Genomic DNA, 19352 nt, shown 5'->3' with positions numbered 1-19352 from the left:
GTAGGTAGCCGGCCGAACGCCTTCCAAGGGCACATCGTGCAGGTCATTGCCATCGGCAACCCTCTTGCGGTTGTCAGACATCCCCTCGTCTCCTCAATGACCGAGCACGTGTTGCAGCCCGTCGTCCGTCGGCCCGTCATTGGCAGACGGAATATAGACGCCGTGCGCCGGGTGCTGGTCGGCCCCGGCCGTCGGGTCGTCGAGGAATGCGATTGCTTCGCTGACCAGCATGTTCGGATCCTGAGCGCCGAGGCGCTCGGGTTCGCACGAGATCAGTTCGGCCTGGATGAGTGTTTCCTGCGAATATTTCTCGCCGCCGACATAGGTCTTGCCGAAGGAATCGAGGTTGACGATCGCGGCGTTGTTGATCAGCGCGTTGCCGCCGGTCGAGATGGTCCAGTCGGTGTCGAGATGCGGTTTGAGCTGGTCCATCGCCAGCGCGACCTGGTCGCAATCCCCCAGCACGCTGGTCTGCTTGATGTGCTGCAGGTTGATGATGTCGCCCTCGATGTAGAGCACGTTGAGGCCCTTTAGCCCGGCAAAGGCCTCGTCGCTCAGGACATCCTCGGAAATCGTGTTCTTGCCGTCAGCAAGGTCTTCCGCGGTCTCGCGGTAGGCGTCGGGCAGGGCCGCGAAGCGGTCCGCGCCGCCGATGTTGTGAATCATCGCCTCGTTCCACAACAGGTTGTCCGATGTGGAGGCCGAGCCGGTCCCCTTCGTCTCGAAGCCCTCCACGCCGCCGAGCAGGTCGTTGTCGAAAAGGACATTGATCTGCTGGATGATGTTTGCGTCATAGATCGATCCGCCGACGACGATGAGGTCGTAGGAGAAGCCGAGGTCGAAGATGGAGGTCTGGTTGACGCCCGTATTGTCACCGCTGATGACGCTCGTCGTGACGCCGGTCGACGACAGAATCCCGACGTCGTTGTCGGTCTTGAAGATGAACTGTTCGAGCCAGTTGACCATCAACAGGTCGCCCTCGATCTTCGTCACGGCCCAGAAATCGGGAAATCCGCCGTCCGTCCCGTCTGCCTTATCGTCGCCTGCGGAAAGGTCTGTCCGGTTGAAGGAGGCGATGTTCAGCACCTCGTTGACAGCGTCATCGCTTGTCCAGTCGCAGACGCCGGTCCCGATCTTGTCTGCGTCCCAGATCGCATTCGTCTGAACGATCGCATTGAGCTCGATGTGGTTGCCGACGACTGCGGTCACGGTGCCGGCAGTCCAGAAGTTCTTCACGATGGCCTCGTTGACCAGCGTGTTGTCGCCGGCGGTCAGCGTTACCGACGCCTCGATCCGGATCGATCCGTCTTCGCCGACGGTGGCATTGCCTGTCGGGCCGGTCTCGGTTCCGTCCGGCTCGTCCTCTTTCTCGAATTCGTGGTAGTCCGTGAGCTTCGGCGCTTCGTCCACCAATTCGCCGTTGACGAACACGCCGCTGATGCTCTGTCCCTGTTGCACGAAGACCTGGAACTCGCTGCCGTTGCCGGCGGCGAACCCGTCCAGGCGGGCGGCGATGTCATTGACGGTCTCGATCATCTCCGCGCTCGATCCCGAGCGCTCCAGCCCGCCGATCGGCGACAGGGAATAGGCCGCCTCGGCCGCATCGAGCAGTTCGTCGGCGCTCACGTCGTCCGGCGTAAAGGAAAGGCCATGCCCGCCGACGCTGAAGACGTCGTTGTCGGAGAGGCCGATCGCCTGGTTGATGTAGGTGACGACGGAGCCTGGCGGTTCGAGTTCCGGCGGGCCCGCCGCTGCAACCCCGCCCGACGCGACGGCATCCTCTATCCTGACCATCGGCGTCACGGAGAACTCCGGAAAGTCGGGTACGAGCGGCGGTGGGGGCGGAAGCATGTTGGGAAAGCCGCGCGGATCCCCGTCCATCGGACCGGGCGGGGGAGAGCGATACGGAACGTCCGGATCGAAGCCGATGAATTCGTAGGGCGCTGCAAACGGCAAATTGCCGGGTGCCGGCGTGTCGGGGGCCGGTTCGACCGGCTTGAGAGCGTCGAACTCCTCGTAAGCGTGCCTGACAAGAGCTTGTTCGGCAGTCATATGAAGCATGCCGATGAAGTGGGCGATCTCCTCGTTGATCTTGTCCATGGTGATCATGACGCGATACTCCCCCCAAGACACTGACAACTTGCTGGACACTTTGAGATCGGTCCGGTCGGGCTGCTCAGGGAGCGCTCCAACCATGCGACCGGGAACGTGCTCTGCCCGAGGTGAACTGCGCAGCGCCGGCTGCGCAGCTCGAACGCCGGTGGTCTCGCCCGGTGGGGCGAGACCACCTTCGTGATGTCATGCTTCGTCGTCTTCGCCGACCACGGTGTTGGCGAGATTGCCGCCGACCACGGTCATGTCGACCGCGTTCTGCTGCAGGTTTGCACCCATGACGATTTCCTGGTTGAAGGCGCTGATGCTGATCGCCGCATCGGCCGAAGCGGAGCTTGTGCCGGTGACGTAGCCGTCATCGCCGTTGTTGGAGCCCCAGTAGCCGCCATCGCCACCGGCGCCACCATCGCCATTGGTCGCCGTTCCGCCGGCGCCACCGGTCCCGCCGGCACCGCCAAAGGCCCAGCCGCCGTAACCGTCGCCGCCCGTGCCCGTAGCCCATGCACCGCTGAGGGCGTGGCCGCCTGTGCCGTCGCCGGCCCATGCACCGCCGCCGGTGCCTGCACCGCCGGTTGCGTCACCACTCGTGGCGGCTCCGCCGACACCGTATCCGCCGGCTGCGCCGTCGCCGCCGGTACCTGCACCGTTGCCGGCGCCGTAGCCGATGCCGACGCCCGCGCCGAGCGCACCGCCGCCATCGCCGCCATCGCCCGCATCGGTTGCGGATCCGCCGCTGCCGCCCGAGCCGCCCGAGCCTGCACCGCCGCCCGCGCCGCCGCCACCGCCGGCACCGCCATTGCTGGCGTTGTCGATGTCGCCGCCATTGCTGTCGACGAAGACCGGATCGATCAGGCCGAGGGCAACGCCGACTGCCGTACCGCCGTCGCCTGCCGTCGAGGATGCGCCCTCGCCGCCGTCGCCGGCATCGCCGCCATCGGCATCGCCGCCGTCGCCGCCCTGGTCGCCGTCGCCGGCATCGTTGTTGCCGCCTTCTTCACCGTCGCCGGCAAATGCCAGCCCGGCACCGAGGCCGAGGCCGAGACCGAGGCCGAGACCGAGGCCTGCGCCGCCGTCACCGCCCTTGCCGCCGTCGCCCTTGCCACCGTCGGCATAGCCGCTTGTGGCATCGCCGCCGTCGCCCTTGCCGCCGTCCGCGTTGCCGCCTTCACCCTTGCCGCCATCCGCGTCGCCGCTTGTGGCGTCGGCCTTGCCTTTGCCGCCCGCAGCGAAGCCGCCCAGGGCCCCACCGCCGTAGCCGCCGTTGCCACCATTGGCATAGGCTTCGTCGCCGCCGGCGCCGCCGGTACCGCCGGCCGTGATGCCTTCCTGGGCTTCGGCCTTGCCGCCTTCAGCGGTCAGGTTGAAGTTCACCGGGCCGTTGTTCTGGACCTGGGCGTTGTCGAGCTTGTCGTTGTCCTGGAGATTGGCGACCTGATTGAAGACGTTCGCCACGTCGTTGCCGGCACCGGTCAGGGCGCCGTTCAGCATGTCGTCGAACTTGATGTTGAACATCCCGTCGATCGAGTTGTGGCCCTTCATGTCGATGTCGGCGAAGTCGTTGTCGTCAGGCCGGTGGTGTTTTCCGGAGCCTGCACTGGCGGCAACGTCGACGTTGACGTCTACATCGACGGTCGTCGTGTTGGTGTTCTCGTTGATGTTCTTGCTGGCGTTGAGATTGGCGTTGGCATTGCCGTTCAGGTTCAGGTTTCCGTTGCCATTGAGGTTCAGGTTGCCGTTCCCGTTGCCGTTCCCGTTGCCATTCTCGTTGTCATTGGTGTTGTCGTTGGTCGAATCGCTCGACTGCGTCTGATCCTGGCTCGAGGTCTGCTGCTGCTGCTGTTGTTCCTGCTGCTGCTGTTGCTGCTGTTGTTCCTGCGACGGATCGACGTAGTCCCAGTTGTTGTTGTTCCGGCTCTTGCTAGACATAGCTGTACCCTCTGTTGCTGGGCCGCTACGGCTTGACCGCCATTCATCTTCATAGGGTCTTGACCGAGCGGGGGTTGAACATGAGTGCTGTCAACTGGCCTGTGTCCGGACGCCTTCGTTTCGGCGCTCACCGGCTGCTTCAATCCGGTTGTTGGATTGTCAGCCTCCCTTCTGAACTCAGGGTGTGGTGGGCGAAGGCCACATGAGGACCTTGGCCGTATCTGCTGGCAGACCCGCCGAACGCGTTGCGTTTCGTCGACCTGACCCAAGCCAGGTTGTGATTGTTGCGCCAACTTGCGCGCTTCATAAGCTGGCCGTTTGAGCTAGAGCGGCGGTGTTGATGCGCCTTTGTGTATTAAGCCGGCAAAGGGTTACCACCTTTGGTGCACGCCATCGCACATAGACTTACTCAGTTCGCGTAGTGGTCATGTATAATTGTTCGCAAGTTTAGTATTACTTATTTCTCAACCTGTAGATATTGATGCCTGTGGCGGCAACTTATACGACGTTATTATGGATTTCCATGCCCATGAATTCTTTACCTGTTTAGCAGTTGGCTGGAGTATGCTTCGCCGGAATTGAAGGAAGTCCGGTGGCGGCAAATCAGGAACTTCGATCGCCGGCCGGAGCAAGGGCAGGGTTTGGAGGCATCGCATGCCGAAATTGCAGGACATACTGCTGCTGGTGGGGCAGCTCAACTACACCTGGACCAACACCGAGAGCTTGCTGATCCACATGATTGCCGGCCTTGCCAGGGTCGACAAGGAAACGGCCATCGTCATCTTTCTCACCTTGAACACGACGCGCGCGCGGATCGATCTCGTCGAACGGCTGACGAAGATGCAGAAAACGCCGCCCGAGTGCCGCAACGACGTGCTCGAGGCGACGCGGCGCCTCAGCGAGCAGGCCAAGCTGCGCAACAAGTACAATCACTGCATCTATTCGTTCGATCCCGACAGCGGCCAGGGCCTGACGCAGCTCATGCGCATCTTCGACAGCAAGGATGAGGTCAAGTACGGGAAGGTGGAAGCGCTCGACGACCAGGAGGTCACGCGGATCAGGGAGTGCATCGCCTCGCTTGTGGCGATCAATCGCACGCTGTGGGATATCACCGACAAGTACGATTTTCCCAGGTAGCGGCTCGACGGCGCCCTGAGGGCTAAACCGGGGGCGACCGATCCGGTCGCGACCTCGCGGAAGGCCAACCGTATGCAGGTTCAGTCAGGGAGGACACGCTGGCGGGGTTCGTGGCAGCTTGCGCGAAGCCGGCTATAAGACAGTTGCGGCGGCCTTCTGGCCGCCGCAACCCGATTGCGTCGATGCTGTCCTCAACCCGCGCCGCTGGCGCGGGTCGGGGGCATCCTTAGAGGATGAAATCGCTTGCGGCGAGCTTGACGAGCCCCTGCAGCTGGATTTCGAAGTCATGAACGCCGTCGCCGTTCGTGTCGGCCTGGATGACCGTCACGTCCCTCGAGGTTCCGGAATTGTCTTCGAGGTGCCAGGCCAATGCGCCCTTCGCACGGTCGAACAGGGCATTCTCGGCGGCGATGAAGTGGAACGTGCCGTTGCCGGACGCCGAACCGTTTGCGTCGATGACCGACAGGTCGATCTTGTCCTGACCCTTCTGGAAGTCGGTGATCACGTCGCGGTTGGAGCCGGAGCCCGTTTCCGTGGCGGCCTTGAAGGTGAAGACGTCCGCACCTGCGCCGCCCTTCATGGTGTCCTTGCCGGCTCCCCCGTTGAGCGTGTCGTTGCCGGCACCGCCGTCGAGGTTGTCGTTACCTGCCTTGCCGTTGAGGGTGTCGTTGCCGGAGGTGCCGACGAGCTTGTCGTTGCCGCTCGTGCCGTCGATCACCTTGTTACCCGGGGTCGGCGTGGGCGTGGGTTCCGGGGTCGGTTCAGGGGTCGGCGTGGGTTCGGGCGTCGGCTCCGGGGTCGGCGTCGGTGTGGGCTCCGGGGAAACGGTCCCGTCACCCGGCTCGGGTGCACCGTTGCGCGGATACTCGACGTTGCCGGAGAGAACCGGGCTGGATTTGTCGATGCTGTAGTAGCCGTATCCGCCCTTCTCGATGTGGTTGTTGGTGATCGTGACGCCGGTGATCGGTCCACCATTGGCGCGACCGTCGACATAGATCGGATAACCGCTGTCGCCGAGCAGCAGGTTGCCGGTCACCTTGACGTTGGCGATCGGGCCGAAGTCGTTCTTGATGAAGACGTCGGAGGTGTCGCGGCCGATGACGGTGTTGCCTTCGATCAGAACGCCGTTCTGGCCGCCCTGCACCGAGATGCCGTCATAGTGCGGATCGGAGCCGGCCGCCTCGAGGTCGTGGATGTAGTTGCCCTTCACCGTGCTGGCGCCGCCCTGCAGGACGATGCCGTTCTCCGACTTGGAGATGTCGTTGCCGCTGAAGTTGCCGCTGCCGAGGATGGCGGCATTGGCGGTGCCGGAATAGCCCGGGCCGGTGATGTCGTTGTTCTGGATGGTGACGTTCTTGGCGCCCTCGGCGTCGATACCCCAGGTGCCGGTGTACTTGATGACGCTGTTCTTGATCACGACATTGTCGGCGGTGATGCGCAGCGAGCCGTTGATGATCGCGTTCTCGATCACCGTGCCGTCCCTGGTGATGGTCATCGGGCCGGTATAGGCCTTGAGCGTGGTTCCGGCAGGAACGCCGGTGGTCGAGGCATCCGGGAAGCCGGACGAGGTTGCGGCGGCGGCAGCAACCGGTGCCGCTGCTGCGGCTTCGACGCTGCGGGCAGCCATGGTGTCGGCAGGGGCCGCGGTCGACTGCGTTTCTGCGACGGCGTCGGTGACGCCGGCGGTCTTGACGGAGGACAGCTCGGTCGACGACTGGAGATCTGCCTTGGTGGCGGTCGTGCCCGACTTGCCGGCGAGCGAGACGTCGCCCCAGCCGCCCTTGAGGTCGGCAGCCTTCTTGCCGAAGTCGTCGATCAGCTTGCTGACGCGCTCGTTATAGGCATTGGCATCCAGATCATCGGTGCGGCTCGACAGAAGGTCGAGCAGCTTGTCAAGCGACAGAGCTACAGCCTGGCCATTTTCGTTGATGGGATTGCCGATGAGGTCGACGTGAGAGATCTCAGCCCGGACTCCGGCCTTGGTTACATCGCGAATTGTGCTTGTCACTGCTACTTTGCCTTTCTCCCCACCCTGAACCCTTTGGAGATGAGTGGTTACTACTTATGTGCGATGCCGGTTACTATTTTTGGTTAATCCGGCGTTACGGGGGGAACTAATAGTGCAGCTTTCCGGAGGTCGCAACGCCTCGGAACCAGTAAGACTGCCGACTATATTGGCCATATTGCCGCCACATTATCTCGGTCGGCCGCGACTTATTCTTGAAATATTTGCCAGAATCGGCGCCGCCAAAATTAAGGCAGCCGTCGACCAAGCAGAGTCAGCAGAAGTTGAATTTGCGCGTCCGGTACGCGCGGACGAACACTGAAAACATTAGATAATTCTTATTGACGATTGCGGGAGGCACGCGAAATTGCGCCCGAAAGGCGAAAATCGAAATTTTTTCTGAATATCGCAATTTTGCAATCAATGAGGGGATATTTCGGCGTCCTCAATCCCTGATTCACCTCGGCTCCGCAGCAGGAGGGAGCGACGGGATGCGAATCAGGACGGGATTGTCAGGTTCTGCAAGCAGGTTTCCGCACGCCGGCCTGTGGTCGGAACCGGCCTGCTATCCTCGTTGCAGGCGTCAGTAGCCCGGGCCGTACCGGCACCGGTTCAGCACCACGCCGGCGACGTTCGATCGTTCAGCCAGATCGCGTTCGCAGGCGTCGACGTCCTCGATGGTGCTCTTTTCGGCTCCGACCACGAGGATGGCGCAATCGACGTTCGGCAGGAACGCGGTCACGTCGTCGCGCGAGAGCATCGGCGGCAGGTCGTACAGGATCACGTGCGGGTTCAGCCGCTTGCGCATGTCCCTGAGCGCCTTGGCGGCGTCCATGCTCTGCAGCAACTCGGCCGAATACTTGACCGGCCGGCTGTTCATGCCGACTGCGAGATTCTCCCCGTAGCGCTGCATCACCGAGCGCAACTCGCAGCGGCCGTTGAGGAGATCCTCCATTGAAGCATTGTTCCTTGCCCCCAGCATCTGGCCGATCTGCGGCTGCCTCAGGTCCAGGTCCATCAGCACGGTGTTGCAGTCCCTCTGGTTGGCGAGGCAGAAGGCGAGGTTGAGCGCAACCAGCGACTTTCCGCAGGACGGCGTCGGCGAGGTGATGGCGACGGAGGTCCAGCCATGCTGGCGCAGCGTCTGCAGCAACCGGGTGCGCAGCATGTCGAAGGCGACATGCGCCGGATCCGAGCGCGCGAACGTCACGATGCGGCTGCGCTCGGCGATCTGCGGGTTCACCGTCAGCACGGGAAGGCTCTCCCAGACCATCTCCTGCTCGAAGCGCGCGCAGGCCTGGACGGTCTGCTCGGCCAGTCGGTCGGCGCTGCGGAACCGCATGGCTTCCTGAAGGGGGGCGGGTATCTGCTCCATGGCCTAGTTCCCGATGACGAAAGTCTGGTCGCGATGGATGTCAAGGCTGGACCGCATGATCAGGCCACTCCCGAAAGAAACCGCTGCAACAGGTGCTCGAGCGGGACCGTAAAACAATGAAGTGCGAGGAAGCAGGCGGAAACGAGCGCTGCGAGCCCGCGCTTGCGCTTGCCGCTGCGCACCGGTGCTATCTCCGGAATGGTCGCCAATGGCTGCGCCTGCAGCAGCTTGGCCAGTTCCACCGGCCGGCGAATGGTCCGGTTCAGCATCTCCAGGAGGAGCGCCACGCCGAGGCCGAGCCCGAGGCCCGCGACCGGCCCGAGCGCCATGATCTTCAGGCGCTTCTTGTTGATCGGTTCGAGCGGCGGTGTTGCCGCCTCGAGTATGGAGACGCGACCGCCGTCGGACCGCATCTCGATCTGTTCGCCCGTCGAGGCCTCCGCGCGCCGGGCGATCGCCTCGTTATATTGCGTCTGGACGTTGGCCCGATTGCGCTCCAGCGCGGTCAGGACGGTTTCGCTGGCCGGCGTTGCCGTGATCGACCGGGTCAGTTCGTCGATGCTCTGCGCGGTCGAGACCCGTTCGCGCGTGATCGCCTCGAGCCGCTGGTCGATGTCGGAGAGTTGGAGGTCGAGCCCGAACGTCATGTCGTCCCGCTGCCGCGGATCGCTCTTGCTGTCGGCAAGCGCCTTCGGCTCCCGGGCCAGCAGCTTCGCCTGCAATGCCGCGATACGGGCCCGCAGCGCCGAGATGTTCGGGCTCGATTCGGAGAAGATCGCAAGCTGTTCGGCGAGCGCGCGGTTGAGGTCGGCCAGCATCTGCTGTTCCGGTGTCAGGGGAGCCGCATCGGAGATGCGTCCCGTATTCGTATAGGTCGCGATCAGGTTGATGCGGCGCGAGCGCAGGTCGGATTCTTCCCGCTCCAGCGACCCCAGCCGCTCCTGCAGGTTGCTTTGCTGGGTGCGACGGAAATCGATGCTCTCCGGCAGCGTGTCCTTGTTCTCGGTCTTGAACTTCAGAATATCGGCTTCCAGCTTGCTCAGTTGCGTGCCGAGCCGGGCGACTTCCTGGTTGAAGAACTGCAGCGTGTTGCCGGCGCGGTCTGTTCGCTGGCGCTGGTTGCGCGCCAGGATCATGTTGGCCAGCTCGTTTGCCATTCGCGCGGCAAGCACCGGATCGCCCGAGGTGAAGGAGACATCGAAGATCACCGCGCTCATGCTGCGGCCCTGCGTATCGACCAGCACCTCCTCGATGGAGATCCGCGAGCGCATGTCCTCGACGATGTCTTCCGGCAGCGGCGGTATCTCCGCATTCGCATAGAGGTTCAGCCGGTCGGCGAGCGCCAGCAGGTCGTCGCGGGTGGTAATCTGCTGCTGCAGGATCTGCACCTGCTCCGCCGGCCCGATCGCGACCGAGGACCGGGCGAGTTCGGATGGGATCTGCGGTGATTCCACGAGAATCTTCGAGCTGGCCCGGAATTTCGTTGGCAGCATGTAGGCCGCGCCGGCGATCAGCACCGCAAAGGAGACGGCGATCACCAGCACAAGCGGCAACCGCCTGATCAGCAGGGAGAGATAGAACCGCAAGTCCAAGCTGTTCATTATGAATCCACGTGCAACGCCAGAATGGCCCCATTGCCTGGGAGCCATTCTCTGGCGGCCGCGCATCGCACGATAGATCGTCAATGGTGGGTGCGGCGGTCGCGCGATCGGCGCGCGGTAACCCATTTGGGTAGTCGCGCTCGCCCTATGCCTTATCGCCGCCGGCGGTCGCGAGTCCCGAAACAGGCAGCGCGCCCCGCCCGGCCAGCCCGGCGCGGTCATTCTGCAGGGCCTTATATAAGAAGAGATTCGGGAAGAAATCGACTTCCGTCGCGCCTCTGCTGGCCGGCAGGTGCAGGGCGTCATCGTCCGCTGCGGCGTTCCGCGCGAGCCGCGCGCGTGGGGACACCATCTCCGGGCAGGGTTGACGCGATCTGCGTGGACGACAGTGCAACGGCAAGCGCCGGTATGGTCCGCGTCGGGCATCCTCCATGCGTCGATCGCTGGCGGTGCCGGCTCCCACCGACGTGCCCGACCCCTTGTCCGAGAGGAGGCTTCCTTGCGAGTGCCCGCGCCAGGGAGGGCGCAATGGACCGCCGCGGCGGCGCGTTTCCTACCCCGAAACGCTCACCGAACACTACCGAATGACGTACAGGGTGATCATCCCGATAACCTAGATCGAATTGGCTAACGGGGATTTATTGAGACGCCATTTCATATGGTTAATATAGTCTTGCTCAAGCGCCTTCGAACCACCTGAAGCCCAGCGGACCGGCATTTACTGCCGGCGCCGAGCCTTCTTGTGTGCCGCAATGGCACCGGACGCTTGCGGCTCTGTGCAGCGTACGCGGAGGCTATAATGTCGAAAGACCACCTGCCCTATTCGCCTGGGATTGCGACCCAATCGGCGTCACAGGCCCGGGTATCGGGCTCGCGATCTGTCTATCTGTCGTCGAAGCGACTGTTCGATATCCTTTTCACCCTCGCGATCGCGCCTGTCGTGTTGATCGTGGTCGGCGTGCTGGCCCTGCTCGTCAGGCTGGACGGGCAGGCGGCATTCTTCTGCCAGCCGCGCATCGGCAAGGGCGGACGGATTTTCAAGCTCTGGAAGCTGCGCACGATGGTGCCGAAAGCGGACCAGCGGCTTCAGGACTATCTTGCCGGGAACATCGCAGCCCGCATCGAGTGGGAGTTGACGCAGAAGCTGAAGGCCGACCCGCGCATCACCCGGGTGGGCCGGTACCTGCGCAAGTACTCGCTCGATGAACTGCCGCAGCTGTGGAACGTCTTCCGCGGCGACATGAGCCTGGTCGGACCGCGGCCGATGCTGCCGGAACAGCGCTCGCAATATCCGGGCACGTCCTATTTCCAGATGCGTCCGGGCCTGACCGGGCTGTGGCAGATCAGCGTGCGCAACGGCTGCAGCTTCGCAGAACGGGCGACCCACGATACGCGCTACTTCGGCATGATGTCCTTCGCCACCGATCTCTGGATCCTGTCCAGGACGCCGCTGGTGGTGATCCGGGGGACCGGTCTCTAAAAAAGGGGGGAGTGCGCCCCGGTGCGGGGGTTGCCTTGCCGCTGATTGAGCAGGTTCACAACAGACACATGCCTTTCGAAACGCCTGGCCGGGCAGCCAAGTCCGGCCAAGGCAGATACGCAAGACTTGAAAACGGCTCGTAGACCTCTCCCCCGGCACGGGAGACCAGAGCGAGAATCTCGGGGGTGGTTGTTTTGTACGGACGCCTCCCGAACCGTCTTGAAGAAAACAGCAGGCCCCGAATGACAACGGCGGACCAGGATCACCACAGCGGGCCGCTCAAAACGCATCCGGGCTCCGCGAGGGGAGCCCGGAAACTGGCAGATCGGGAAGAAAGGTATGGACGAACGGCCCGCAGCGACGGGCCGGTAACCCTCAGTGTTCCAGCCGGCTTGCAGTGTCGGCGGAGAAGTCGACCGGGAAGAGATCGTTGATCTTGTAGGCGACTTCGGTCCTGTTGGTGGCCTTCACCTTCTTCATGATATTGCGGATATGGACCTTCACCGTGCTCTCGCGCAGGTTCAGTTCATAGGCAATGATCTTGTTGGCCTTGCCGCGACGAAGGGCTTCGACCACTTCGGCCTGGCGGGCGGTGAACATGCCGGCCAGCGGACGGGCGACCGGGCTGCCGGTTTCGAGGACCTGGCGCATGGCGAAGACGCTGCTCGCCGGAACGAAGATGCCTCCCGCCAGCGACAAGGCGATCGCCTCGATGCACACGTCGATGCTGACAGAAGACGGGATGTAGCCCTTGGCTCCGCACTCCAGGGCTTTCATGATCTGGGCAAGATCGTCCGTATCCGCCAATACGATGATCGGTGCCTCGAACTCGGCTGCGAGCTTCTTGATCTCCTCGGAGACGGAAGGCTCGACGATCTTGCGACCGCCTACGTTGAGCAGGATGGCAGCAAGCGGCGGGTAGTCCTGGCGCTTGCGCTTCCACTCTTCCATGGAGCCGAAAGCGACGACATCCATGTCAATCTTGTGTGCGGAGATACACTGGGCAAGGCATTGCCGGTCCAGCGCTCTATTGTCGATGATCAGGAGAGACCGTTCTCTGGCAACATTGACCCCTTCGAACACCTTTGCATGAGAAGAATTGGAAGGATCAAGTGCGAGGGGATGAATGAGACTGCCTGCTATTTCCTTGCCGTTAGACATCATTGCTGAGTTCATAGCTATTTTACTCCCTACAACGCACGCCTATCCTCCCCTGTCTCGCAGAGGTGCAGTGGATAACGCGTGCTAGCCCCAACTATATTTATAGGCCCCGAACTGCGCTTTCATTCACGGTTATTAAACTTGAATATTATGTATGAGGTATAGCTTATTTACCCGATAATAACGTTCTTGCATAGCGGGGTATTCGCCACGGCAGTCGCATTCGCCCGCATGGTGCCGGCAAACGGGCTACCGCATTGAGTTGTAGGGGCCTCGTCGGAAGAGGTAGGGCGCTACGTCTTTTGGGGGAGAGCGAGGGCAGCCGGAGTTCCCGGGCTGTCTAGCAGTGCGGGGCAGGCAGGCGTTCGAGCCGGCTAAGCCTATAGCAACATAACCAGATTCCCATCACCCAAAGGATGATTGCAGGCATCCGGTCAGCAATATTCACCGAAAATTACGTCGGTAACGTATATTGATCGAATAATACGTCGATGGTTGTCATAATTCTGTCGGCTGTCAATTCCGGCGTCGGGCGGAAGAGCCCGGAAAAGCAAGTTATTCACCGAAAATTGCGAACGAAAGCGAGCTCTCGCAGGGCGGGCGTGCTGCGCCTTCGCCCGCTTGCCCGGAGGTCCGCGAGAGCGGCAAGCCAATGACGGCCGACGGCATTATCCAAAAAAGTTGCCGGGGGATGGAAGACATCGCGCCCCGGTTCCGTATATGCGGGTATGGATCGGAATGGACGGCCCTTCGACGTCATCGAACAGCTCGGCACGCTGCGCCGCTATGCGCGCTCGCTCGTCCGCAATTCCTCGGATGCCGAAGACCTTGTCCACGACGCCCTGGTGAAGGCCTACGAGCGGCGCTCGACGTTCCGGAGCGGCGCCAGCCTTCGCAACTGGCTGCTTTCGATCGTCCATAACACCCATATTGACCGGCTGCGTTCCTCTCTGGCCCGGCGGCGCCGGCAGGATGCGGCGGCGGTCGAGGTCGAGCAGGTCTATCCGGCGACGCAGGAGCACGCCGTCCGGCTGCGCCAGGTTCGCGAGGCGTTCCTAGAACTGCCGGAAGAACAGCGCGAGGCCCTGCATCTCGTCGCCGTGGAGGACCTTTCCTACCAGGAGGCGGCCGATGTGCTGGGCGTCCCCGTCGGAACGCTGATGTCGCGCGTCTCGCGGGCGCGGGCTCGGCTGCGGTCGTTCGAGGACGGACCGGGACAACCCTACCATCTGAGGCTCGTGGGAGACGGCGATGACTGACACCGCTACCATTCTCGATACCGATCTCGACGCCTACGTGGACAACCAGCTCGATGCGGACGGCCGCCTGAGGGTCGAGACCTATCTGGCGCGCCATCCGGACGTCGCCGCCCGTGTCATGGCCGACCTCGGCTTGAGAACCACCCTGCGGCTTGCCATTGCCGCGGACGTCGTGACCGGCCGACCCGAAACCCGAGAGGCCGCCCGCCATCTGTCCTCGGGGCTGGCGGGCCGGCGCATGTGGATGGCCATCCGGCGGGTGGCGGCGGTCGGCCTGCTTGTTTCGGCCGGCTGGTTCGCCCATTCGTCGATTGGGCCGCTCGGCGCGCGCGAGGTCAACGCGTCGGTTCCTCCACCCGCCTTCGTGGAACAGGCCGTGCGCGCGCACCAGACGGCGCTCGTGAGAAAGAACATGCCGTCGCAACCGCAGGCGAAGACCTACGACCGCGACGATATCCGGGCGGCGACGGCGATCGTCATGCCCGAGCTGCCGGAGGGCTGGACGGTCACTGACGTGCAGATCTTCCCGTCCGGCTATGGGCCGAGCGTCGAGATGAGCATCGGCACCGGCGACGGCACCCGGATTTCGTTGTTCGCCGTCCGTCCGGGCCATTTCGCCGTCGAAGGCGTGGTGGACATCAACCTCAAGGATGCGGAGGCTGCCTGGTGGCAGATCGGCGACGTCGCCTATGCCGTCGTGTCCAGCACCCCCGGCACCGGCCTCGCCGACGAGGCCGAGCTTCTCAAGAACACCCTCTACTGATCATCAAAGGAGAACCATATGTATCCGAACCAGGGCCGCTTCGGCGGCTTCAGCCAGACGTCCGCCGCGGCCTTCGACGAGGGCCTCAGGCAGCACATGCTGCGCGTCTACAACTACATGGGCCTCGGGCTCGTGGTCACGGGCCTTGTCGCCTTCATCGTCGGCACGACGCCGGCGCTCTATGTGCCGATCTTCTCGTCGCCGCTGAAATGGGTGGTGATGCTGGCGCCGCTGGCCTTCGTCTTCTTCTTCTCGTTCCGCATCCAGACCATGTCGGCGTCCACGGCGCAGATGACGTTCTGGGCCTTCTGCGCCGTGATGGGCCTGTCGCTCGCCTCGGTGTTCCTGGTCTTCACCGGGGCCAGCATCGCGCGGACGTTCTTTATCGCCGCGACCATGTTCGGCGCTACCAGCCTCTATGGCTACGTGACCAAGCGCGACCTGTCCAAGTTCGGATCGTTCCTGATCATGGGTCTGATCGGTGTCGTCATCGCCTCGATCGTCAACATCTTCCTCGGTTCGAGCGCCCTGCAGTTCGCCATCTCGGTCATCGGCATCGTCGTCTTCGTCGGCCTGACCGCCTGGGACACGCAGAACATCAAGGAGCAGTATGCCGACAACTACGACCAGGAAAGCCAGCAGAAGCTCGCCGTCTTCGGCGCGCTGTCGCTCTACCTGAACTTCGTCAACATCTTCCAGCTGCTGCTGAACTTCACCGGCGAACGCGAAGGCTGACGGGGTCGATCCGTATCGGCGGAAGCCGAAGACAATACCTTCGAGGGGCGGTCCGGCCGGGCCGCCCCTTTGCATTTGAGGCGGCCCCGGCAGCCAACGTTCAACGGCGTGCCGATGCCTTTGCTGCAGCGAAGTGAAGGTCAGGCCATTGGTTCGGATGCCGTTCTGCGGCAACCTCTCGTGCCGGCAGTGCGGAACCACATTCCGGGCGGGGAAAGGCGGCGATCGGTATCCTGCCCTTAAAGGGCGCTGCGGACCCGTTCCCAGGCGTTTGCCAGGTGGCGGCCGAGCACGTCCGACAACCGCGCCGGGTCGCGGGCTTCGAGCGCCGAGATCATCTCTTCATGCTCGGCGACGGCGGCGGCCCATTTCTCCGGCCCCTCGTGGCCGATGAAGCGAATGCGCTTCAGCCGGGTCTGGAGCATCTGGTGGATGTCGGCGAGCGTGGCGTTCTGCGCCAGCCGCACGATCGCCGTGTGGATGTCCTGGTTCAGCTTGTAGTACTGCAGCCGGTCCGCTGCCTTGTACCGCCGGACCATCTCGTCGTGCAGGGCGCGGACATGGGCGATCTCGGCGTCGCTCGCAAGCTGGCAGGCGAGCTTGCCGGCCAGTTCCTCGAGGTTGCGCAGGACTGTCAGCATGTCCTGCACGTCCTTGCCGCTGAACCGCTTCACGACAGCCCCGCGGCTGGGCACCAGCTCGACCAGGCCCTCGCTCGCCAAATACTTGATCGCCTCGCGCAGCGGCGTGCGTGATACGCCGAGCTGCTCGCCGAGTTGGCCCTCATGCAGGCGCGTGCCCGGCTCAAGGTTGCCCTCGATGATCATGTCGCGCAGGTGGTTGACGAGCGTGTCGTGCAGGGCGGTGCGGCGGATAGGGCCGGGGCCGCCCGCAGCCGGTCGGTCCAAGGTGTTGATTTCGTCCATCTTTTGTCTTTCCACCGTGTCTGCTCCGCGTTCTGACGCGCGTCAGCGATTCTCCCAACACGACCCCAGCGACCATGGCAATACCGCAAAGCGGCGTCAATGGAAAATGCTGCATGCAGAATACAAAAGACTTGATGCAGCGTTTTGAATGCCGTATGTGTGCCGTCACAAGGCATGACGAGGAGGAACATCATCATGACAACGAACGGCGCAAACGATGCGCGTCCCGTTATCGCGCTCGCCATGGGCGATCCGGCCGGAATCAGCCCGGAGCTGACCGCGCGCATCCTTGCGCTGGACGAAGTCCGCGCCGCAGCACACATCATTGCCATCGGTGATCGCCGCATCCTCGACGAAGGTGCGAAAGCCGCCGGCCTGACGCTCTCGCTCGAAAGCGCCACGCTGGAAGGTGCCGACAAGGCCGGAACCGACCGGCACGTCTTCGTCGACCTGAAGAATCTCGACCCGGCGGACGTGACGCGTGGAGAGGCGACGCTTGCCGGCGGCACGTTCGCCACGCACAATTTCCGCGAGGCGCTGAAGCTTGCCCATCGCGGCGGCGCCCAGGCGGTCTGCTTCACCCCCTTCAACAAGAAGGCCATGCGCTTTGCCTATCCGGGCTATGACGACGAAATCCGCTTCGTCGCCGATGTGCTGGGCTTTGAGGGCAAGGTTCGCGAGTTCAACGTCCTGGAGAAGGTCTGGAACGCGCGCGTCACCTCGCACATTCCCCTTTCGGAAGTGGCGTCGGCGATTTCCGTGGACGGCATCCTGGGCGAGCTCGAGCTGGCGCAGGCCTGCCTGAAGAGCGCTGGCTACGACAACCCGAAGATCGCCGTTGCCGGCATCAACCCGCATGCGGGCGACGGCGGCAGCTTCGGCATGGAAGAGATCGACATCATCGAGCCGGCCGTCGCCGAGGCGAAGGCTCGCGGCTATGACGTCGACGGGCCGTTCCCGGCCGACACCGTGTTTCTGCGCGCCCTCAAGGAGGGCTTCCATGCGGTGCTGACCATGTATCACGATCAGGGTCAGATCGCGATGAAGCTCATGGGCTTCGACAAGGGCGTGACGATGATGGGCGGTCTGCCCTTCCCGCTGTGCACGCCGGCCCATGGCACCGCCTACGATATCGCGGGCAAGGGGATTGCCGACGTCGGCGCCAGCCGCGAGGCGATCCTGCTCGCCGCCCGCATGGCCAAGCGTGCATCGGCAATTTCCGCCGCTGCCTGATTTCCATCGGTTTTCACCAATAGCGGCATGGAGGAGGTCTCGTGCCGTATCGTCAAACGGAGGAGTTGACTATGAAAAGAAGCCTGTCTCTCGCATGCGTCGTTGCTGCTGCACTCGGCGTTGTCGCCCCGGCACATGCCTTCGAGCCCAACCGCCCGGTCGAGTTCGTCGTGACCGCCGGCCCCGGTGGCGGCACCGATATCTTCGCCCGCACGATCCAGGCTATCATCGCCAAGTATGAGCTGATGAAGGCTCCGGTCGTCGTCACCAATAAGGGCAGCGCCGGCGGCGCGGAAGGCTTCGTCTATACCGCAGGCTACAAGGGCGATGCCTACAAGCTCGCCTTCGGCACCAACAATGCCTACCTCCTGCCCATCCGCGCCAAGGTTCCCTACAAGTCGGAAGACCTCATCCCGGTTTCGGCGCTCGCAGCCGACGAGTTCGTTCTCTGGGTCAACGGCAATTCCGAATTCAACTCCGCTGCCGATTTCGTCGCCAAGGCGAAGGATGCGGATATGAAGGTCGGCGGCAGCCAGTCGAAGGATGTCGACCAGATCCTGACCTCGATGATCAACGATGCATCCGGCGCCAAGCTCGGCTACATCCCGTTCAAGAGCGGCGGCGAGGCGGCCGTCCAGCTGGCCGGCGACCATATCGCCGCCAACGTCAACAATCCGAGCGAGAACCTTGGCCAGTGGCAGGCGGGCATGGTCAAGCCGCTCTGCGTCTTCAAGGCCGAGAAGCTGAAGAGCGATACCAAGGTCGCCGGCGACAAGGGCTGGTCCGATATCCCGACCTGCAAGGAAAGCGGCATCGCCATCGAGAACTACTCCATGCCGCGTACCGTCTGGCTGCCGGCCGGCGTCGAGCCGGATGTCGTCCAGTTCTATTCCGACGTCCTGAAGAAGGTGTCCGAAACGCCGGAATGGGCCAAGTATCTCGCAGACACCTCGCAGTCTCCGGCCTATATGAGCGGAGAGCAGCTGACGACCTTCATCAAGAGCGACGAGACCTCCGTCAGCGAAGTGCTCAAGCGCGAAGGCTGGCTGGCCAACTGATCCTCCCAAGGTCAGTGCGGACGCCTTCGGGCGTCCGCAACCCGTTCGAAAGGCTCAATATGCAAGAACATGGTGAAAAGGGACTGCCGCGCTTCGTCATGGAGGCAGGCGTCGCCCTCCTGACCGGCGCCTTCGGCGTTGCCGTGTGCTACGGCTCCATCGAGGCCGGCGCCGGCTGGACCGAGATGGGTCCGGATGCGGGCTATTTCCCCTTCTATATCGGCCTGCTGATCGCCTTCGGAAGCCTGGCCAACCTGGTGTCCGCGTTCATCAAGCATCGCGGCAGCGGCGAAATCTTCGTCGACGCCGCGCGCTTCAGGGCGGTTCTCGGCTTCTTCCTGCCGCTGGTCGCCTTCGCGGCCGTCTCGACCTTCCTCGGCCTCTACGTCGGCACGGCGCTCTACATCGCCGGCACGATGATCTTCCAGGGCCGCTACAAATGGTGGATCGGCCTGCCGGTGGGCATCGCCGTCTCGCTCTTCTTCTTCGTCATTTTCGAAATCGGCTTCAAGGTTCCTCTGCTGAAGGGGCCGGTCGAGGCGTGGTTCGGGATCTACTGATCCCCGCGCCGGCTGTCTTTG

The 19352-nt window shown here is 63.1% G+C and carries 15 protein-coding genes; 8 read left to right on the top strand and 7 right to left on the bottom strand.

Annotated features, from left to right (window positions below; all coding sequences use genetic code 11):
- Window positions 1-93: 93 nt before the first annotated feature.
- Entirely contained in the window at window positions 94-2109 is a 2016-nt protein-coding gene (locus tag LQK81_RS19160; RefSeq protein WP_230807970.1) for a hypothetical protein, read from the bottom strand.
- A gap of 189 nt (window positions 2110-2298) precedes the next feature.
- Window positions 2299-4038, bottom strand: a complete 1740-nt coding sequence (locus tag LQK81_RS19155) for a hypothetical protein (protein ID WP_230807969.1) — start codon at window positions 4036-4038, stop codon at window positions 2299-2301.
- A gap of 654 nt (window positions 4039-4692) precedes the next feature.
- On the opposite strand from LQK81_RS19155, the gene LQK81_RS19150 reads away from it, so the two are divergent.
- Window positions 4693-5175 (top strand): hypothetical protein, encoded by a 483-nt coding sequence (locus LQK81_RS19150; RefSeq protein ID WP_230807968.1) that lies wholly within the window; start codon window positions 4693-4695, stop codon window positions 5173-5175.
- 226 nt (window positions 5176-5401) lie between these two features.
- Here the strand turns inward: LQK81_RS19150 and LQK81_RS19145 are convergent, their stop codons facing one another.
- From LQK81_RS19145 to LQK81_RS19135, 3 genes are all read right to left on the bottom strand, one after another.
- Window positions 5402-7183, bottom strand: a complete 1782-nt coding sequence (locus LQK81_RS19145) for a right-handed parallel beta-helix repeat-containing protein (protein WP_230807967.1) — start codon at window positions 7181-7183, stop codon at window positions 5402-5404.
- 580 nt (window positions 7184-7763) lie between these two features.
- Entirely contained in the window at window positions 7764-8555 is a 792-nt protein-coding gene (locus LQK81_RS19140) for a CpsD/CapB family tyrosine-protein kinase (protein WP_230807966.1), read from the bottom strand.
- A gap of 59 nt (window positions 8556-8614) precedes the next feature.
- The gene (locus tag LQK81_RS19135) at window positions 8615-10156 is read right to left on the bottom strand and encodes a GumC family protein (protein ID WP_230807965.1); all 1542 of its coding nucleotides are present in this window, start codon (window positions 10154-10156) and stop codon (window positions 8615-8617) included.
- Between the two features lie 799 nt (window positions 10157-10955).
- On the opposite strand from LQK81_RS19135, the gene LQK81_RS19130 reads away from it, so the two are divergent.
- A complete protein-coding gene (locus LQK81_RS19130) occupies window positions 10956-11636 on the top strand; it encodes a sugar transferase (protein ID WP_230807964.1) in 681 nt (226 codons plus the stop codon).
- A 375-nt stretch (window positions 11637-12011) separates the two neighbouring features.
- Here LQK81_RS19130 and LQK81_RS19125 read toward each other — a convergent pair whose 3' ends face one another.
- Complete coding sequence (locus LQK81_RS19125) at window positions 12012-12812, bottom strand: LuxR C-terminal-related transcriptional regulator (protein WP_230807963.1); 801 nt, start codon at window positions 12810-12812, stop codon at window positions 12012-12014.
- A 713-nt stretch (window positions 12813-13525) separates the two neighbouring features.
- Here LQK81_RS19125 and LQK81_RS19120 point away from each other — a divergent pair.
- Genes LQK81_RS19120 through LQK81_RS19110 form a run of 3 tightly spaced genes read left to right on the top strand, consistent with a single transcriptional unit; the run spans window position 13526 to window position 15554 of the window.
- Window positions 13526-14056 carry a sigma-70 family RNA polymerase sigma factor gene (locus LQK81_RS19120; protein WP_230807962.1) on the top strand — a complete coding sequence of 177 codons (531 nt, stop codon included), beginning with the start codon at window positions 13526-13528 and terminating at the stop codon, window positions 14054-14056.
- Window positions 14049-14819, top strand: coding sequence for an anti-sigma factor family protein (locus LQK81_RS19115; protein WP_230807961.1), 771 nt, complete (start codon window positions 14049-14051; stop codon window positions 14817-14819). Before LQK81_RS19120 ends, LQK81_RS19115 begins: the two co-directional genes overlap by 8 nt.
- Window positions 14820-14837: 18 nt before the next feature.
- A complete protein-coding gene (locus tag LQK81_RS19110; RefSeq protein WP_230807960.1) occupies window positions 14838-15554 on the top strand; it encodes a Bax inhibitor-1/YccA family protein in 717 nt (238 codons plus the stop codon).
- Between the two features lie 239 nt (window positions 15555-15793).
- Here the strand turns inward: LQK81_RS19110 and LQK81_RS19105 are convergent, their stop codons facing one another.
- Window positions 15794-16480, bottom strand: coding sequence for a GntR family transcriptional regulator (locus LQK81_RS19105; protein WP_230807959.1), 687 nt, complete (start codon window positions 16478-16480; stop codon window positions 15794-15796).
- A 195-nt stretch (window positions 16481-16675) separates the two neighbouring features.
- On the opposite strand from LQK81_RS19105, the gene LQK81_RS19100 reads away from it, so the two are divergent.
- The 3 genes from LQK81_RS19100 (at window position 16676) to LQK81_RS19090 (ending at window position 19331) form a co-directional block, all read left to right on the top strand.
- Window positions 16676-17713 carry a 4-hydroxythreonine-4-phosphate dehydrogenase PdxA gene (locus LQK81_RS19100; RefSeq protein WP_230807958.1) on the top strand — a complete coding sequence of 346 codons (1038 nt, stop codon included), beginning with the start codon at window positions 16676-16678 and terminating at the stop codon, window positions 17711-17713.
- 71 nt (window positions 17714-17784) lie between these two features.
- Window positions 17785-18771, top strand: a complete 987-nt coding sequence (locus tag LQK81_RS19095) for a tripartite tricarboxylate transporter substrate binding protein (RefSeq protein ID WP_230807957.1) — start codon at window positions 17785-17787, stop codon at window positions 18769-18771.
- 59 nt (window positions 18772-18830) lie between these two features.
- On the top strand, window positions 18831-19331 hold the full coding sequence (locus tag LQK81_RS19090) for a tripartite tricarboxylate transporter TctB family protein (protein ID WP_230807956.1): 501 nt from the start codon (window positions 18831-18833) through the stop codon (window positions 19329-19331).
- Window positions 19332-19352: the final 21 nt, after the last annotated feature.

It is taken from the genome of Rhizobium sp. GN54 (assembly GCF_021026345.1).
In the GTDB taxonomy this organism is placed as follows: domain Bacteria; phylum Pseudomonadota; class Alphaproteobacteria; order Rhizobiales; family Rhizobiaceae; genus Mycoplana.
This window is presented reverse-complemented; position numbering and strand designations above follow the sequence as displayed.

What these genes read in the sequence shown, in the direction of transcription:
- LQK81_RS19115 (WP_230807961.1), top strand. Translation starts at nt 14,049, where the DNA reads ATGACTGACACCGCTACCATTCTCGATACCGATCTCGACGCCTACGTG.
- LQK81_RS19095 (WP_230807957.1), top strand. Translation starts at nt 17,785, where the DNA reads ATGAAAAGAAGCCTGTCTCTCGCATGCGTCGTTGCTGCTGCACTCGGC.
- LQK81_RS19140 (WP_230807966.1), bottom strand. Translation starts at nt 8,555, where the DNA reads ATGGAGCAGATACCCGCCCCCCTTCAGGAAGCCATGCGGTTCCGCAGC.
- LQK81_RS19150 (WP_230807968.1), top strand. Translation starts at nt 4,693, where the DNA reads ATGCCGAAATTGCAGGACATACTGCTGCTGGTGGGGCAGCTCAACTAC.
- LQK81_RS19105 (WP_230807959.1), bottom strand. Translation starts at nt 16,480, where the DNA reads ATGGACGAAATCAACACCTTGGACCGACCGGCTGCGGGCGGCCCCGGC.
- LQK81_RS19120 (WP_230807962.1), top strand. Translation starts at nt 13,526, where the DNA reads ATGGATCGGAATGGACGGCCCTTCGACGTCATCGAACAGCTCGGCACG.
- LQK81_RS19135 (WP_230807965.1), bottom strand. Translation starts at nt 10,156, where the DNA reads ATGAACAGCTTGGACTTGCGGTTCTATCTCTCCCTGCTGATCAGGCGG.
- LQK81_RS19110 (WP_230807960.1), top strand. Translation starts at nt 14,838, where the DNA reads ATGTATCCGAACCAGGGCCGCTTCGGCGGCTTCAGCCAGACGTCCGCC.
- LQK81_RS19125 (WP_230807963.1), bottom strand. Translation starts at nt 12,812, where the DNA reads ATGAACTCAGCAATGATGTCTAACGGCAAGGAAATAGCAGGCAGTCTC.
- LQK81_RS19090 (WP_230807956.1), top strand. Translation starts at nt 18,831, where the DNA reads ATGCAAGAACATGGTGAAAAGGGACTGCCGCGCTTCGTCATGGAGGCA.
- LQK81_RS19130 (WP_230807964.1), top strand. Translation starts at nt 10,956, where the DNA reads ATGTCGAAAGACCACCTGCCCTATTCGCCTGGGATTGCGACCCAATCG.
- LQK81_RS19155 (WP_230807969.1), bottom strand. Translation starts at nt 4,038, where the DNA reads ATGTCTAGCAAGAGCCGGAACAACAACAACTGGGACTACGTCGATCCG.
- LQK81_RS19160 (WP_230807970.1), bottom strand. Translation starts at nt 2,109, where the DNA reads ATGATCACCATGGACAAGATCAACGAGGAGATCGCCCACTTCATCGGC.
- LQK81_RS19100 (WP_230807958.1), top strand. Translation starts at nt 16,676, where the DNA reads ATGACAACGAACGGCGCAAACGATGCGCGTCCCGTTATCGCGCTCGCC.